The sequence below is a fragment of the Streptomyces sp. NPDC090045 genome (genome assembly GCF_044747975.1).
Lineage (GTDB): Bacteria > Actinomycetota > Actinomycetes > Streptomycetales > Streptomycetaceae > Streptomyces.
Map to the genome: position 1 here is coordinate 31,388 of NZ_JBIVFA010000011.1, position 13,377 is coordinate 44,764.

Sequence of the window (13,377 nt, forward strand, 5' to 3'; positions counted from 1 at the left end):
CGGCCCCCGGTGCCGGACAGCCGACAGGAGTGACCACAGAAATGCGAACCCGGGTGCGGTCCGGGGATCCCGAGGCCTTCGCGGAGCTGTTCGACGGCCATGCCCGCACCCTGTACAACCATGCCTTCCGGCTGACCGGGGACTGGTCCGTCGCGGAGGACGTCATGTCGGCCGCCTTCATGGAGGCGTGGCGGCTGCGCGCCCGGGTGGACCCCGAAGGGGGCTCGCTCCGGCCGTGGCTCCTCGGCATCACCACCAACATCGCCCGCAACCACTGCCGGAGCAACCGGCGTTACCGGGCGGCGGCCGCAGCCGCCGCAGGCGCCGCGGCGGCCGCGGCCGTTCCCGACCACGCGGACGAGGTGGCCGGCCGACTCGACGACCGGCAGCGCATCGCCGTCACGCTGAGCCGGCTGAGCGCGCTGCGCAGGCCCGAGCGCGAAGTCCTCCTCCTGTGCCTGGGGGAGGGACTGGAGTACGCCGACGCCGCGCGGGTCCTCGGCATCCCGGTCGGCACCGTCCGCTCCCGGCTGTCCCGGGCCCGCGCCAAGCTGCGCAAACTCGCCGACGCGGAACTGAAGAAGAAAAGACGGGAACCCGGCGGTCGCCCGCGACAGACACATGGCGACCGCACGAACGCGGTCCGGTCCGCACAGGAGGGAATCTGATGAACGCCAACCTTTCCCAGCCCCAGCCCGGCGAGCGGGAAGAGCGCGCGCATCTCCTGCCGCACGTCGAGCGGGAGCTTCCGGCGGACCGCCACCGGTTCCACAAGGAGCGCCTCATGACCATGATCCAGGACGACCTCGGCGACCGCCGCACCGCCGGCGCCGCCCCCGCCCGCACCACGAAGCGGCTCGGCCCGCAGCTGCGCCGCGCGATCCTCCTGCCCGTGGCCGTCTGCGTCCTGGCCGGCACGGTGGTGGCCGGCGTCCAGGTCCTGTCCGACCAGGGCGACACGGTCACCGCGATCGCCACGGGCCCCGTCCTGACCACCCGGATCGGCGCCGCGAACCCCGCCGGGGCCGCGCAGCTCCTGGACCGGATCTCGCTCGCCGCGGCCGAGGTCTCCGGGCCGGCGGTGCGCAAGGACCAGTACATCTACATCGGTGTGCAGCAGGCCAGCACGTACGTGCGGACGGACCGCGGCAAGAACACCCTGGTCAGCGAGGAGCCGCACCTGCGCCAGACCTGGAACTCCCCGGACGGCGCCAGGGGCTGGCTGATCGAGCCCGGCAACACCGGCCCCGAGGGCTTCACCCTGGACCGCAAGACCAAGTCGGGCAAGCCCCCGCAGCCGTACCTCAACGCGCCCACCCACGACTACCTCGCCACGCTGCCCACCGACCCCGACGTGCTGCTGCGGAAGATCTACACCGAGACCCAGGGCATGGGCAGGACCCCCGACCAGGAGGCCTTCACCACGATCGGCGACCTGCTGCGTGCGAGCCACCCGCCGGCCGCCCTCACGGCCGCGCTCTACAAGGCCGCCGCGAAGATCCCCGGCGTGGTCCAGGTGGACGAGGCGGTCGACGCGGTGGGCCGCCACGGGGTCGCGGTCGCCCACCTGGACGAGACCTCCGGGCAGCGCACCGAATGGATCTTCGACAAGGACAGCCTCGTGTTCCTCGGCGAACGCACGGTCCAGGTCAGCGGCAGCGCGGGCGAGGGGGGCCTGATCAAGCCCGGCACGGTCGTGTCCACCAGCGCCGTCCTGACCCGCGCGGTCGTCGACCGGATCAAGGAGACTCCCGCCGGATCCCGCTGACCGGCTCGGTACCGGCCTCCCAGCCGGAGCGGTCGTGCCAGGCCTGGAGGGTGCGACCGCTCTCGAACCGGTGGGCGGTCCCGGTGACCGGGTCGGTGAACTCCAGGACCCGGGCCAGGAGCTGCAGCGGCCTGCGGTAGTCGTCCGGGGCCGGGTCGGTGACCCGCGGGTACACCGGGTCGCCCAGGATGGGCAGGCCCAGGCCGTTCATGTGCACCCGCAGCTGGTGGGTGCGGCCGGTGTGCGGGGTCAGCCGGTAGCGGCCCAGGTCCCCCCGGGTGCCGGTCAGTTCGATCAGGCTCTCGGCGTTGGGCTCGGCGCCGGGCACCTCGGTCGCCGCGATCACCCCGCGGGCCTTCTCGATCCGGCTGCGGACCGTGCGCGGGAAGGCGGGGGCGAGCGCGGGGTCGTGCAGGGCGAGGGCCTCGTACTCCTTGTGGACCTCGCGCCGCTGGAAGAGCAGCTGGTACGCGCCGCGGTCCTCGGGCCGGATGCTGAACATCACCAGCCCCGCCGTCAGCCGGTCCAGCCGGTGCGCCGGGCTGAGCGCGGGCAGGTCCAGCTCCTCGCGGAGCCGGGCCAGGGCGGTCTCGGTGATGTGGCTGCCGCGCGGGGTGGTCGCCAGGAAGTGCGGTTTGTCCACGACCAGCAGGTGCGGGTCCCGGTGGACGACGCGGACCGCGAAGGGCACCCGCGGCTCGGGCTCCATGTCCCGGTGGAACCACAGGTAGCCGCCCGGCTCGTACGGGTCCCCCGCGTGCAGGATCCGCCCGCCGGGGCCGAGCACCCGGCCGGCGGCCAGCAGGCGTGCGATGGAATCGGCGCCGCGGGTGCCGGCGTAGCGGGCGGTGAGGTAGGCGCCGAGGTCCGGCCAGATCCCGTCCGGGTCGGGCGGCAGCCGCAGCCGGACCGGGTCGATGCCGGACCGCTGGGGGAGGGGCGAGGGGGGTGCCTGGGCTCTGCGTCTCATCGGGGGACAGGCTATGCGGCTACGGCTGGGTGAAGGTGCCCAGGTGGTTGACGTCGAGGTACTCGACGCGGAGCGTGCCGTCGGCGAAGGTCACCCCGGTGCGGCCGACCGCGTTCTCGCCCGTGGTCTCGAAGCTGAAGGTGTCCCCGTCGTAGTGGGTGAGCGGGAAGCGCAGCGGCTTCGGGCCGAGGGCCAGGGTGAGCGCGCCGTCGTCGGCCGCGGTCACGGTCGCCTTGCCGTAGTAGGGGTTGTCGTAGGTGCCGGTGTACGCGGCGCTGTCCCGGGCGGGCTTCGCGCCGACGGGCGGGTGGGCGTAGTCGGTGGTGGAGCGGCCCGGGTCCTCGAGCGCCTGGGCGTAGGCGGACGCGGCCAGGGCCAGCCAGTCGGTGCTGACCTTGCCGTGCTCGGCGAAGTCGAAGAAGTCCAGGGCCACGGCGTCGGGGAGGCCGACCGGGGCGCCGTTGGTCAGGACGACGATGCCGAGCTGCTCCAGGGGGAGCATGGTGACGTTGGTGTTGGCGCCGAGTTCGAAGGCGCCGGAGTGGCTCAGGCGCAGGCGGCCGGCGCTGTCGTAACTCACGTTCCAGCCGAGCCCGTAGAAGCTGGTGGTGCCCACCGCGTTGGCCGGCTGCGACACGATCTCGGGCAGGTGGGTGCGGGCGAGGGTGTCGGCGGGGACGATCCGCTTCCCGTCGAGGGTGCCGCCGGCCAGCTGCAGCCGCAGCCAGCGGGCCATGTCGGTGGCGGTGGAGCTGACGCCGCCGGCCGGGGCCTGGGCGTCCGGGTCGCGGACGTAGCGGGGGCTCCAGGTGCCGTCCGGGTTCTTGACGTGGGTGGAGGCGTGGTCGGGGGAGTTGACGAAGGCGGAGAACTCGGTGCTCGTACGGGTCATGCCGGCGGGCTTGAAGAGGGTGTCCGCGCTGAGCTTCTGCCAGCTGCTGCCCTTGGCGCGGGCCACGGCCTCGGCGGCCGCGGTGAACCCGAAGTTGGTGTAGGCGTAGCTCGCGCGGAACGGGGCGAGGGCTTCGAGGCGCAGGTGGTCGAGGACGTACGCCTGGTCGTAGCCGAGGTCTTCGAGGAGGTCGCCGGCGTGGTCGGGCAGGCCGCTGCGGTGCGAGAACAGGTCGGTGGTGGTGACGTGGTCGGTGACCCAGGGGTCCTTGAGGGAGAACCCGGGAAGGGTGGTGCGGCTGTCCCACTCGTCGGGGCCGGTGAGGGCGCCGGCCACCACCGTGGAGGAGACGGGCTTGGAGAGGGACGCGATCTGGAAGACGGTGTCGGGGCCGACCTCGGCGCTCTCGCCGGTTCTGCGCAGCCCGTAGCCCTTGAGGTGGACGACCTCGTCGTCGTGGACGACGGCCACGGACACGCCGGGGACGCCGGTGCGGCGCATCATGTCCGCGACGGTGCGGTCGAGGCGGGCGACGGCCTTGTCGACTGCGTCGTCGCTGATCAGGGGCCGGGGTGGGGGCGGTGGGGTGGGCGCGGCGGTTGCCGCGGCGGCGGCGGTTGCCGCGGTGGCGGTGAGCAGGGCCGTGGTGGCGGCTGCCGCGAGTGCGCGGAGCGTACGCATGGCGCCATTGTCCTGCCGGACGGGTGGGGGCGCGCGGGGTGGCTCCTGCCGGGGCCGTCTGCGCGGCACCGTTGCGGGGGCGCTGCCCCCGAGCCCCCGCGCCTCAAACGCCGGCGGGGCTGGAATGCCGGGGCTCCGCCCCAGACCCCGCGCCTCAAACGCCGGCGGGGCTGGGGTGGGGCGGCGGGGCTGGAATGCCGGGGCTCCGCCCCAGGCCCCGCGCCTCAAGCGCAGGCGGGGCTGGGGTGGGCGCAGGAAGGTTACGCCGCTGCGGCGTGGTCCTGTTCGGCTTCGATGGTGGCGTTCCAGTCGCGCTTGATCGCGCGCCAGCCCTCGTCCGTTTCGCCCAGGCGCCAGTAGCCCGAGATCGAGAGGCGTTCGCGGGGGATGCCGCGTTCCAGGCGGAGGTGGCGGCGGAGGTCCTTGACGAAGCCGGCCTCGCCGTGGACGAAGGCGTGGACGTCCGTGGAGGGGAACGCCAGGGCGGTGACCGCCTCCACCAGTGCTTCGCCGACCGGGCGGCCGGCGCGGTGGAGCCAGACCGGGACCACGCCGTCCGGGGTGGCGACCTTCAGCTCGTCCTGCGGGCCCTCGATCTCCACGAAGGCGTGGACCCGGGCGCCCGCCGGCATCCGCTCCATCGCCGCGGCGATCGCCGGCAGCGCGCTCTCGTCGCCGACGAGGAGGTGCCAGGCGGCCGTCGGGTCCGGGGCGTAGGCGCCGCCGGGGCCGAGGAAGTGCACGCGCTCGCCCGGCTGCACCCGCGCCGCCCAGGGGCCGGCCACGCCCTCGTCGCCGTGGACGACGAAGTCGAGGGTCAGCTCCAGGTGCGCCTGGTCCCAGCTCCGTACGGTGTACGCGCGCTGGCGCGGCCACTGGGCCCGCGGGAAGTGGGCGCGGATCTCCTCGAGGTCCCAGGGCTCCGGGTAGACGACGCCGGTCGGGGGAAAGAGGATCTTGACGTAATGGTCGGTGTACTCGCCCGCGCCGAATTCGGCCAGGCCCTCACCGCCCAGCACGAGCCGCACCATGTGCGGCGAGAGCCGCTCGGTGCGTACGACGACGGCGGTGCCGACGGTGCGGGCGCGTCCTTCTGCCACGGTGTCTCCCCTGACTCCCCTGAAACTTAGCCTTACCTAAGTTAGCACCTCAGTGGAGCAGTGCACTGCTCAGCCGGGAGACTGCTCCACCGAGACCCCACCGATGGGCTAGTGCCTCGACCAGTTCGGGCTGCGCGGGAGCCTTCGGAAGGGCCGGATCGAAGGGCGGCAGCGGCACGTCCGAAGCCACCTGGACCACCTTCGGGGCCACGGCCAGATACGGTCGCGACTCGTCCAGCCGCTTGCGCTGAGTAGGGGTCAGCTTCGACTTCGGGTCGTCGACCGCGGCGATGATCCCGGCCAGGCTGCCGTACGCGTCGAGGAGCTTCGCCGCCGTCTTCTCGCCGATGCCGGGGACGCCCGGCAGGCCGTCGCTCGGGTCCCCGCGCAGCAGCGCCAGGTCCGCGTAGCCGGGGCCGTCGACCCCGTACTTCTCGCGCAGCCAGGCCTCGTCGGTCACCTGGAGGGTGCCGACGCCCTTCAGGGGGTACAGGACCCGGCGCTGCCGGGCGTCGTCCACCAGCTGGTAGAGGTCGCGGTCGCCCGTGACGATGTCCACCGGGCCACTAGCGCGGGCCGTTAGGGTGCCGATCACGTCGTCCGCCTCGTATCCGGCGACGCCCACCCGGGCGATGCCGAAGGCGTCCAGCGCGGTCTCGATGACGGGGACCTGGGGGGCGAGGGTGTCCGGGGTCTCCTCGACGTCGGGTCCGCTCTCGGTCTCCTCGGCGACCCGGTGGGCCTTGTAGGAGGGGATCAGCTCCACCCGCCAGTGCGGGCGCCAGTCGGCGTCCATGCACGCCACCAGATCGTCCGGGCGGTGGTCCTGCACGAGCCGGCCGATGAAGTCGAGCAGCCCGCGCACGGCGTTGACCGGGGTGCCGTCGGGGGCCTTCACGGAGTCCGGCACACCGAAGTAGGCGCGGTAGTAGAGGGAGGCGGTGTCCAGGAGCATCAGGCGTCGTGTCGTCACGGAGACGATGATGCCGCAACCCTTCGGCACGGACCGTGAGCGGTCGGGTACGGGAAGGCCCGTGCACGCGAAACCGGGGCCGGTTGCTGCGTAAGGTGCTTACAGCACACCGATGTGCGACGGACATGGGGAGGGCAGCCCCGACATGAACGACAGGGACGGCACCGACGGTACGGACGGCCTGGGCCGCAAGCTGACCGACCGGGACGAGAAGAGCAAGGACAAGGACGGCAAGGAGCCGCTGCGGGTGGGAGTCGCCGTGCGCAAGCGGCGCCGCGCGCTGCACCTCACGCTGGCCGCCGTGTCGGCGCGCAGCGGCCTGTCGGTGCCCTTCCTGAGCCAGATAGAGAACGAGCGGGCCCGGCCCAGCATGCGGTCCCTGGAGCGGGTCGCGGACGCGCTGGAGACCACGGCCGTCGAACTGCTGGCCGCGTCCGACACCGCGCGCACGGTGGACCTCGTACGGGCCGGCGACGCCTCCGGGCTGGGCCCGGTCCACGGCGTACGGCCCCTCGTGCGCGGGCACCACCAGCTGCACGCCCTGGAGTTCACCGGGGACCAGGACGCCGGCCGCGAGTACCAGCACCGCAACGACGAGCTGATGTACGTGGTCGAGGGCGCCTGCCAGGTGGAGGCGGAGGGGCGGGCCTACCGGCTGGAGAGCGGCGACGCGCTGTTCCTGTCCGGGGGCGTGCGCCACCGCTGGCGGGCCGTCACCGAGGACACCCGGATCCTGGTGGTCGCGGTGGGCGAGCACATCCACGCCACCTCCGAGCCGCCTTCGCCCGGGCACTGAGCCGGTGCGCGTCGTCTCGCTGGTGCCCTCGCTGACGGAGGCGGTGGCCGTGAGCGCCCCGGGCCTGCTGGCCGGGGTCACGGACTGGTGCACGCACCCCGCGGACCTCGGGGACGCGGTGCGGATCGGGGGCACGAAGAACCCCGACGTACGGAGGATCGCGGAGCTGCGCCCCGACCTGGTGATCGCCAACGAGGAGGAGAACCGGGCCCCGGACCTCGCGGCGCTGCGGGCGGCCGGGCTGGAGGTGCTGGTCACCGAGGTACGGGACCTCCCGCAGGCGCTGCGGGAGCTGGACCGGGTGCTGGTGGGGGCGCTGGGGCTGACGAGGCCGGGGTGGCTGGCGGACGCCGAGCGTGCGTGGGGCCGGGCGGAACCGGTCGGCGCGCTCACCGCTTTCGTGCCGATCTGGCGGCGGCCGTGGATGGTGCTGGGCCGGGACACCTTCGCGGGGGACCTGCTGGCGCGGCTGGGCGTCCGCAACGTGTACGCCGGGCACCCGGAGCGGTATCCCCGGGTGCCGGTGGAGGAACTGGCGGCCAGTGGCTGCGATCTGGTGGTGCTGCCCGACGAGCCGTACCGCTTCACGGCCGAGGACGGCCCGGAGGCCTTCCCCGGCCTGTCGGCCGCCCTCGTCGACGGCCGGCACCTGACCTGGTACGGACCCTCGCTGGCCACGGCGCCGGCGGTACTGGCGCAGGCGCTGCGAGGGGCTTTGCCTAGCGGGGGGCGGCGAGCAGGCGGCCGGTGAACAGGCCGCGCAGGGTGTGGGCGGCGGCCAGCAGCCAGGCGGTCAGCAGGGCGAGGAACAGTGCGGTGGCGAGCCAGGCGAAGGCGGTCAGGCCGGTGTGGTGGGCCAGGCCGGTGGCGCCGGTGACGCAGGTGCCGACGGGGAAGGTGAGGGCCCACCAGGTCATCGCGAAGCCCATGCCGTTCCGGGCGGCCCGCACCAGCATGGCCGCGGCGAGGGCCAGCCACAGCAGTGCGAACCCCATCACGGGGACCCCGTAGACCACGGCGAAGGCGCTCATCGCTCCGGCGTAGGGGGCGCCGATCGACTGGTGGGCGACGTCGGCGAGCTGGTTCACGGCGGTGGTGGACTGGCCGAGGGGGCCGAGGACCAGGAAGAGGGTGGGGGTCAGGGCGAGGGGCAGGGGCCCGCCGACGATCAGCCGGCCGAAGATCAGGGGGAGCATCAGCAGGGTGGCGAGCAGGCTGATGCCGAACATGGCGTAGCAGGCGAGCAGCAGGGCCTCGCGGGGCTGGCCGGCGGGCAGGTGGGGGACCAGCAGGGGGCCGAGGGCCGCGGAGACCATCGGGGCGACCAGGGGGAGCAGCCAGACGGGAGTGGCCTGGCGGGGCTCGACCTTGTGGCGCACCACCATCAGGTAGGGCACGGCTACGGCCATGACCAGGCCTATCGCGGTGCCGACGGTGAAGAGGACGGCGTCCACGGCGACGGCCGCGCCGGTCCCGATGAGGTCCTTGCCGACGATGAGGGTGCCGCCGCCGACGGCCAGCAGGGCCATCGACAGACAGCCGTAGAAGGGGGCGACGGCGGGGTCGAGGAGGTGGGCGCGGGCCTGGTCGCGGTGGTGGATCCAGTGGCCGGCTCGCGCGGTGAGCAGGACGGCGAGGACGGCGGCGGACAGGGCCCAGAGGAGCTGGCAGGCCACGCGCTGCCCGGGCAGCTGGTACGGGAGGGTCGCGCCGGCGTTGGCGATGATCGCCGTGCCCATGACGGACGCGTACCAGTTGGGGCCGAGGTGCCGGAGCGCGGGAGCCTTGTGGGCGGCGGGCAGCCGGGAAATCGTGGTGCGGGGTCGCACGAGGGTGGTGGCCATGGCTCCAGCCTCGCGCCGGGGCGGACGGGGCGGCAGAGGCCATCCCTCTATGAGGTCATAAACTGATGTTATGGGTAATGAGGAGTGGGTTCCGCTGGCGCACCGGGTGCCGGACCTGGGCGCGCTGGAACTGCTGCTCGCGGTCGCGCGGGTCGGCAGCCTGAGCGGCGCGGCCCGGCGGCTGGGCATCACCCAGCCCGCGGCGAGCAGCCGGATCCGGGCGATGGAGACGCGGCTCGGCGTGGCCCTGGTGGACCGTTCTCCGCGCGGGTCGACGCTGACGGCCGAGGGCGCGCTGGTCACGGACTGGGCCCGGCGGGTGGTGGAGGCGGCGGAGGCCTTCGACGCGGGCGCGCAGGCCCTGCGGGGCCGGCGGGACTCGCGGCTGCGGGTGGCGGCCAGCATGACGATCGCGGAGTACCTGCTGCCGGGGTGGCTGATCGCGCTGCGCGGGGAGCGGCCGGACACGGCGGTCTCGCTGCACGCCGGGAACTCGGCGGTCGTCGCCGAACGGGTCCTCACGCACGAGGCCGACCTCGGCTTCGTGGAGGGGCTGACGGTGCCGGAAGGGCTGGACTCGGCGGTGATCGCACAGGACCGGCTGGTGGTCGCGGTGGCGCCGGGGCACGCGTGGGCGCGGCGCACGCGGGGGGTCGAGGCGGCGGAACTGGCGGCGATGCCGCTGATCCTGCGGGAGCGGGGCTCGGGGACGCGGCAGGTGCTGGACGCTGCGCTGGCCGGGTGCGGGGGGCTGGCGGCGCCGCTGCTGGAACTGGCCTCGACCACCGCGGTGAAGGCTGCGGCGCTGAGCGGTGCGGGGCCGTGCGTTCTGTCGGAGCTGGCGGTGGGGGACGAGCTGGCGTCGCGGCGGCTGGTGGAGGTGCCGGTGTCGGGTGCGGGGCTCGGCCGGGCCCTGCGCGCCGTCTGGCCGGCCGGCTCCCGCCCGGCCGGCCCGGCCCGCGACCTGCTGTCGCTGACCCGCAGCCTGGCCTAGCCGGGGGCCGCACCCCGCGCGGGGGCTTCCGCCCCGCGCCCCGCGCCTCAATCGCCGGCGAGGCTTAAGGACCGGGGCTCCGCCCCAGACTCCGTCCGGGGGGACCCCCACGCCTCAAACGCCGGCGAGGCTGAAAGGCCCGGGGCTCAATCGGCGGCGGGGCTTGAAGATGCGGGGTTGGGGCCGCGCCGTCAGGACACCGGGACCGCCGCGCGGGCGTGGGCGGCTTCGATCAGGGATGACATCACCCGGGTGTCCTTGTCCCGTTCCGGGTGCCACTGGACGCCCAGGATCCACCGCTCGGGGTCGGGGACCTCGATCGCCTCCACCGTGCCGTCCAGCGCGTGGGCCGAGACCACCAGGCCGCGGCCCAGGCGGTCGACGGCCTGGTGGTGGTAGGTCGGGACCTGTGCCTCCTCCGGGACCAGCTCCGCGTACCGGGTGCCCGGGACCGGGCGGACCGGGTGCCAGGAGGTGCCGCCCGGTGCGTCGACGTGGCCGTCGATGTGCTGGATCAGGGTGCCGCCCAGGGCCACGTTCAGCGCCTGCATGCCCCGGCAGATGCCGAGTACGGGGGTGTCCGACTCGAGTGCGGCGGCGATCAGGGCCAGTTCCCAGTGGTCGCGGACCGTCGCGGGGGCACCCGTACGGGGGTCGCGCGCGGCGCCGTAGTGGACCGGGTCCACGTCCGGGCCGCCCGCGACCACCAGGCCGTCCACCCGGCTCAGCACCTCCGCCGCCGACCCGGGTTCGTCCGGCGGGAGCAGCACGGCCGCGCCGCCCGCCGCCTGGACGAGCTCGTAGTACCCGGTCGGTACGAGGGACGTCGGGAGGTCCCACACCCCGTAGCGGGTGGATTCCTCGACGTAGGTGGTGATGCCGATGAGCGGCCTGGGCACGTTCGTTACCTCCAGCAGGGGTCCGGGCAGGGCAGGAACAGGGTTTCAGTCACGGCTCAGTTCCGCCTCGGCTTCCGCCAGAGCCGCGAACTCCTCCTCGGGCGCCGAGGCCACGAGGTGGTGCCGACTGTAGAACGCGAAGTAGGCGAGGGCGACGGCGTACACGGCCAGGGCGATGAACGCCGCGTCCTTGTCCACCAGGAAGGTGGCGACCAGGGCCGACAGGGCGAGTGTGAAGGCCACCGAGGAGGTCAGGATCCCGCCGGGGGTGCGGTACGGGCGCTCCAGGTCGGGCTCCCGGCGGCGCAGCACGATGTGCGAGAGGGCCATCAGGGCGTAGGAGATGGTCGCGCCGAACACCGCGATGTTCAGCATGCGCGCGCCGTTCCCGGTGGCGGCGGCCAGGGCGAAGCCGATCGCGCCGGGGATGACGAGACCCAGGTACGGGGCCTTGCGCTTCGAGGTGAGCGAGAGGAAGCGGGGCAGGTAGCCGGCCCGGGAGAGGGCGAAGAGCTGGCGCGAGCCCGCGTAGATGAGGGAGAAGAAGGAGGCCACGAGGCCGGCGAGGCCCGCGTAGTTCACGAAGCGGCTCAGCGCGGTGGGGCCGTCGTCCCCCTCCAGGGCGACGACCAGCGGGTTGCCGGCCGCCTTGACGGCGTCGGCGCCCTGGGCGCCGGTCGCGGCGAAGAAGGTGATCAGCGCCAGCAGGGCGAGGATGCCCATGGAGATGGCCAGGGCCTTCGGCATGGAGCGGACCGGGTCCTTGGCCTCCTCGGCCGCCAGCGGTACGCCTTCGACGCCGAGGAAGAACCACATGCCGAAGGGGAAGGCGGCCCAGATGCCGAGGACGCCGAGCGGCAGCCAGGAGTTCGAGCCGAAGGCCTCCGGGTCGACGGGGATGTCGTTGAGGCCGTCGGCGCTGAACTCGGTGAAGGCGCCCACGGCGAAGATGAGCAGCGCGGCGACGGCGATCGCGGTCACGACGAGGCTGAAGCGGAGGGCCTCGCCCACGCCCCAGAGGTGGACGCCGATGAAGACGACGAAGCAGCCGAGGTAGACCGGCCAGCTGGAGGTCAGGCCGAAGAGGCCGAGGGATTCGACGTAGTCGCCGATGAAGATGACGATCGCGGCCGGGGCCAGGATGTACTCGATGAGGATGGCGGTGCCGGTGAGGAAGCCGCCCCAGGGGCCCAGCGCGCGGCGGGCGAAACCGTAGCCGCCGCCCGCCGTCGGCAGGATGGTGGACAGCTCCGCGAGGGAGAAGACCAGGCAGGCGTACATCGCACCCATGAGGACGGTGGCGATGGCGAGGCCGCCGAAGCCGCCCTTGTCGAGGCCGACGTTCCAGCCGGAGAAGTCGCCGGAGACGACGTAGGCGACGCCGAGGCCGGTCAGGAGCAGCCAGCCGGCGCTGCCCCGGCGCAGGGTGCGGCGCTCCAGGTAGTCGTCCGTGGCTGCGCCGCCGTCCTCGGCGGACTTGGTGGGTGCGGGTACGGCTGCCAGCCGTGCCTCGATGTCGTCGGCCATCGTGCGCTCCTGCCTCAGGGCAATGGTTGTGGGGCGTACCTTTGCTCTAGTGGGGTGGAGAGCGCAAGACCTCTGCGTTAAACAGAAGTTACGAAAACCTCCCGGGCCCCCCGTTCCGGTTCCGCTCCCGGCCCCGTTCCGGTGCCCCTCGGGCCCCGTTCCGGTTCCGCTCAGGCCAGGAAGCCCCGCAGCAGCGCGGCCGTGCCGCAGCAGTGCTCGCGCATGGTCTCGCGCGCCCCCGGCGCGTCCCTGGCCAGGACCGACTCCACCAGCGCGGTGTGCTGCTGCTGCGAGTGCTCCAGGTTGCGCACGAGCAGCGGGATGCAGTCCAGCAGGTCGTTGACGGTGGCGCGGACGGCCGCGTACTGGGCCGTGAGGGTGGCGGATCCGGCGAGCTCGCACAGGGTCAGGTGGAAGAGCGTGTCCTGGCGGCGGTAGTCGGCGAGCTGGGCGTCGTGCGTGGCCCCCAGCGCGGCGAGCAGCCGCTCGGAGCCCTCCTCGGTCAGCCCCTGGGAGGCGCACAGCCCGGCCGCCCCCACCTCCAGCACCTCGCGGAAGCGCAGCGCGTCCTCGATGTCCACGCCCGCGACGCGCCGGCGCAGCTCTTCCTCGGCGCCGCCCGCCGGGGTGTCGGGGCGGGGCAGCACGAACGTCCCGCCGTACCGTCCGCGCCGGGCCTCGACCAGGCCCTGGTCCTGCAGGACCTTCAGCACCTCGCGCAGGGTGACCCGGCTGATCCCCATCCGCTCGGCCAGTTCGCGCTCGGGCGGAAGGCGTTCGCCGCCCGGTACCAGACCCAGCCGGACCACCTGGAGGATCTGCTCCAGCGCCTCCTCGAAGCCGTTGCCCGCCCGCACCTGCCGCAGTACGGGATTCAGCCGCGCGATCGCGTCGCCTTCACTCGCCGTATCGGTCATCTCGGCTCCTCCCCTT

13 protein-coding genes are annotated in these 13,377 nt (G+C 73.7%); 5 read left to right on the forward strand and 8 right to left on the reverse strand.

Annotated features, from left to right (window positions below; translation table 11 throughout):
- Nucleotides 1-41 precede the first annotated feature (41 nt).
- The gene (locus ACIPYQ_RS26685) at nucleotides 42-668 is read left to right on the forward strand and encodes an RNA polymerase sigma factor (protein WP_401255846.1); all 627 of its coding nucleotides are present in this window, start codon (nucleotides 42-44) and stop codon (nucleotides 666-668) included.
- Nucleotides 668-1,768, forward strand: coding sequence for a CU044_5270 family protein (locus tag ACIPYQ_RS26690; protein ID WP_401255849.1), 1,101 nt, complete (start codon nucleotides 668-670; stop codon nucleotides 1,766-1,768). Before ACIPYQ_RS26685 ends, ACIPYQ_RS26690 begins: the two co-directional genes overlap by 1 nt.
- On the opposite strand, the gene ACIPYQ_RS26695 is transcribed toward ACIPYQ_RS26690, so the two are convergent.
- The 4 genes from ACIPYQ_RS26695 to ACIPYQ_RS26710 all read right to left on the reverse strand — a co-directional run bounded on the left by ACIPYQ_RS26695 (nucleotide 1,740) and on the right by ACIPYQ_RS26710 (nucleotide 6,366).
- Nucleotides 1,740-2,738, reverse strand: a complete 999-nt coding sequence (locus ACIPYQ_RS26695; RefSeq protein ID WP_401255852.1) for a pseudouridine synthase — start codon at nucleotides 2,736-2,738, stop codon at nucleotides 1,740-1,742. The two genes, ACIPYQ_RS26690 and ACIPYQ_RS26695, sit on opposite strands and share 29 nt — an antisense overlap.
- A 19-nt stretch (nucleotides 2,739-2,757) precedes the next feature.
- Complete coding sequence (locus tag ACIPYQ_RS26700; RefSeq protein ID WP_401255855.1) at nucleotides 2,758-4,311, reverse strand: serine hydrolase; 1,554 nt, start codon at nucleotides 4,309-4,311, stop codon at nucleotides 2,758-2,760.
- Between the two features lie 260 nt (nucleotides 4,312-4,571).
- Nucleotides 4,572-5,411, reverse strand: coding sequence for a siderophore-interacting protein (locus ACIPYQ_RS26705; RefSeq protein ID WP_401255858.1), 840 nt, complete (start codon nucleotides 5,409-5,411; stop codon nucleotides 4,572-4,574).
- A 49-nt stretch (nucleotides 5,412-5,460) separates the two neighbouring features.
- On the reverse strand, nucleotides 5,461-6,366 hold the full coding sequence (locus ACIPYQ_RS26710) for a 5'-3' exonuclease H3TH domain-containing protein (protein ID WP_401256366.1): 906 nt from the start codon (nucleotides 6,364-6,366) through the stop codon (nucleotides 5,461-5,463).
- A 265-nt stretch (nucleotides 6,367-6,631) separates the two neighbouring features.
- On the opposite strand from ACIPYQ_RS26710, the gene ACIPYQ_RS26715 reads away from it, so the two are divergent.
- Both ACIPYQ_RS26715 and ACIPYQ_RS26720 read left to right on the forward strand, forming a co-directional pair.
- Complete coding sequence (locus ACIPYQ_RS26715; RefSeq protein ID WP_361764885.1) at nucleotides 6,632-7,180, forward strand: XRE family transcriptional regulator; 549 nt, start codon at nucleotides 6,632-6,634, stop codon at nucleotides 7,178-7,180.
- 4 nt (nucleotides 7,181-7,184) lie between these two features.
- Nucleotides 7,185-7,931: a helical backbone metal receptor gene (locus tag ACIPYQ_RS26720; protein WP_401255860.1), complete on the forward strand. Its 747-nt coding sequence runs from the start codon at nucleotides 7,185-7,187 to the stop codon at nucleotides 7,929-7,931.
- Here ACIPYQ_RS26720 and ACIPYQ_RS26725 read toward each other — a convergent pair.
- On the reverse strand, nucleotides 7,900-9,024 hold the full coding sequence (locus ACIPYQ_RS26725) for a TDT family transporter (RefSeq protein ID WP_401255863.1): 1,125 nt from the start codon (nucleotides 9,022-9,024) through the stop codon (nucleotides 7,900-7,902). The two genes, ACIPYQ_RS26720 and ACIPYQ_RS26725, sit on opposite strands and share 32 nt — an antisense overlap.
- 70 nt (nucleotides 9,025-9,094) lie before the next feature.
- Here ACIPYQ_RS26725 and ACIPYQ_RS26730 point away from each other — a divergent pair, with 70 nt between their 5' ends.
- Entirely contained in the window at nucleotides 9,095-10,018 is a 924-nt protein-coding gene (locus ACIPYQ_RS26730) for a LysR family transcriptional regulator (protein WP_401255866.1), read from the forward strand.
- A 191-nt stretch (nucleotides 10,019-10,209) separates the two neighbouring features.
- Here the strand turns inward: ACIPYQ_RS26730 and ACIPYQ_RS26735 are convergent, their stop codons facing one another.
- The 3 genes from ACIPYQ_RS26735 to ACIPYQ_RS26745 form a co-directional block, all read right to left on the reverse strand.
- Nucleotides 10,210-10,917, reverse strand: coding sequence for a gamma-glutamyl-gamma-aminobutyrate hydrolase family protein (locus ACIPYQ_RS26735; RefSeq protein WP_401255869.1), 708 nt, complete (start codon nucleotides 10,915-10,917; stop codon nucleotides 10,210-10,212).
- 45 nt (nucleotides 10,918-10,962) lie between these two features.
- Nucleotides 10,963-12,444: an ethanolamine permease gene (gene eat, locus ACIPYQ_RS26740; RefSeq protein WP_361764791.1), complete on the reverse strand. Its 1,482-nt coding sequence runs from the start codon at nucleotides 12,442-12,444 to the stop codon at nucleotides 10,963-10,965.
- Nucleotides 12,445-12,614: 170 nt separating this feature from the next.
- Entirely contained in the window at nucleotides 12,615-13,361 is a 747-nt protein-coding gene (locus ACIPYQ_RS26745) for a FadR/GntR family transcriptional regulator (protein ID WP_401255872.1), read from the reverse strand.
- Nucleotides 13,362-13,377: the final 16 nt, after the last annotated feature.

What these genes read in the sequence shown, in the direction of transcription:
- ACIPYQ_RS26685 (WP_401255846.1), top strand. Translation starts at nt 42, where the DNA reads ATGCGAACCCGGGTGCGGTCCGGGGATCCCGAGGCCTTCGCGGAGCTG.
- ACIPYQ_RS26690 (WP_401255849.1), top strand. Translation starts at nt 668, where the DNA reads ATGAACGCCAACCTTTCCCAGCCCCAGCCCGGCGAGCGGGAAGAGCGC.
- ACIPYQ_RS26695 (WP_401255852.1), bottom strand. Translation starts at nt 2,738, where the DNA reads ATGAGACGCAGAGCCCAGGCACCCCCCTCGCCCCTCCCCCAGCGGTCC.
- ACIPYQ_RS26700 (WP_401255855.1), bottom strand. Translation starts at nt 4,311, where the DNA reads ATGCGTACGCTCCGCGCACTCGCGGCAGCCGCCACCACGGCCCTGCTC.
- ACIPYQ_RS26710 (WP_401256366.1), bottom strand. Translation starts at nt 6,366, where the DNA reads ATGCTCCTGGACACCGCCTCCCTCTACTACCGCGCCTACTTCGGTGTG.
- ACIPYQ_RS26725 (WP_401255863.1), bottom strand. Translation starts at nt 9,024, where the DNA reads ATGGCCACCACCCTCGTGCGACCCCGCACCACGATTTCCCGGCTGCCC.
- ACIPYQ_RS26730 (WP_401255866.1), top strand. Translation starts at nt 9,095, where the DNA reads ATGGGTAATGAGGAGTGGGTTCCGCTGGCGCACCGGGTGCCGGACCTG.
- eat (WP_361764791.1), bottom strand. Translation starts at nt 12,444, where the DNA reads ATGGCCGACGACATCGAGGCACGGCTGGCAGCCGTACCCGCACCCACC.
- ACIPYQ_RS26745 (WP_401255872.1), bottom strand. Translation starts at nt 13,361, where the DNA reads ATGACCGATACGGCGAGTGAAGGCGACGCGATCGCGCGGCTGAATCCC.